The sequence below is a fragment of the Actinomadura logoneensis genome, assembly GCF_003428695.1.
GTDB classification, from domain to species: Bacteria; Actinomycetota; Actinomycetes; order Streptosporangiales; family Streptosporangiaceae; genus Spirillospora; species Spirillospora logoneensis.
In genome coordinates this window covers 1-1,600 of record NZ_QURH01000546.1, presented here as the reverse complement: position 1 = coordinate 1,600, position 1,600 = coordinate 1, and the positions used below count along the sequence as shown (strand labels likewise).

1 protein-coding gene is annotated in these 1,600 nt (G+C 70.7%); it reads right to left on the bottom strand.

Features of this window, described 5'->3' with window-relative positions:
- Positions 1–40 precede the first annotated feature (40 nt).
- Positions 41–1,600 (bottom strand): alpha/beta fold hydrolase (locus DZF91_RS23995; RefSeq protein WP_117359567.1); only part of this gene is annotated, 1,560 nt, incomplete at its 5' end.

Sequence of the window (1,600 nt, the reverse complement as noted above, 5' to 3'; positions counted from 1 at the left end):
GGGCGCGCCGTCACGTGGTGCTCGGCGCCGTGGTCCGCGGTCAGCGGATCTTGGGCAGCGCGGGCAGGGGCAGGCCGGGGACGGCGGTCAGCGACCGGGCCGACACGCCGGTCGGGGTCGGGTCGTTGGTCGCCGGGTTGGCGTCGCAGGTGTCGTCGACACCGCGGCTGCCCGCCGGGACGGAGGCGGCGTCCAGGTAGGCGACGGCCTTGGTGAACAGGCAGAGGTTGCCGAGGCTGTTGGCGTGCGTCTTGCCGCCCAGCTCGGCGAGCAGCCGCGAGTTGATCTCGCGGTGCAGGACCAGCGCGCCCTCGTACGGGGTCGCGGCGTCCAGGGTGGACTGGATCAGCAGCGTCGGCGACTCGGTCCTGTGCGCGTTGATCCGCAGCTTCGGGCCGCCGTTGAACGGCCAGAAGAAGATCGGCGCGTTGAACCAGACGTTCGGCCAGGTGTTGAAGCGGTAGCCCTGCTTCACCAGCTTGACCGCGTCGTTGTGCCACTTGTTCCAGTTGCGCGGCCAGCGCGCGTCCGCGGCCTGGACGGCGTTGTAGACGGCGAAGCCGTTGTCGTCGGAGGTGTCGCCCTGGCGGTCCAGCAGCGGCTGCGGGTCCTTGCCGACGATCCACGCCGACAGCGCGTCGGCGACCGGGACGTACTCACTGGTGTAGTACGGGGCCTGCTGGACGATGTCGTCCAGCTCGTCCGGGCCGATGGTCCCGCCGATGGGGGCCTTGGCGGCGGCGGCGCGGGCCTTGTAGTAGTTGGCCTCGACGGCCTGCGCCGTGGTGCCCAGGTGGTACTTGGAGTCCCACTTGGCGATCCACCCGTTGAACAGCTTGAAGTTCCGCTCGAACGCGCGGTCCTGGTCGAGCTGGGTGTCGTAGAAGACGCGGTCCGGGTTGACGTTGCCGTCGAGGACGAACCGGCCGGTCTGGCGCGGGAACAGGGTCTCGTAGGTGGCGCCCAGGTAGGTGCCGTACGAGAAGCCCCAGTAGTTGAGCTTGCGGTCCGCGCCGAACGTGCGGCGGATCTGCTCCAGGTCCCGGGCGGCGTCGGTGGTCCGCATGTGCGGCAGCAGCCAGCCGAACTTCTCGGTGCAGTCCTGCGCGTACTTCTTGGACTTGGCGAGCCAGGCCGCCTCCTCCTTGCGCGAACCCGGGTTGTAGTCCGGGCGGACCGGCTTCTGGAAGTCGCTGTTGCAGCGCAGCGCGGGCTGGCTGTGGTCCACGCCGCGCGGGTCGAAGCCGATGAGGTCGTACTTGGCGGCGAGCGCCGCGTAGCCGCGCTTGTTCAGCAGCAGCTTGAAGTAGGGGCCGTAGACCAGGCCGCCGCCACCGGGGCCGCCGGGGTTGAAGGTCAGCACACCGCGGTAGTCCTTGGTGTCGGTGTGCTTCACCCGCGTCACCGCGATGGAGATCTTCTTGCCGTGCGGCCTGGCGTAGTCCAGCGGGACTTCCAGCTGGCCGCACTCGGCGCCGGTGGCCTTGTAGTACGCGCCGTAGCCGTCGTCGGGGCAGGAGCCCCAGGTGACACCCGAGGCGTCCGCCGTGCGCGGCGCGGTCGGGGCCGGGTCCGCGGCCGCGGCCGTCGCGGCGCCGCC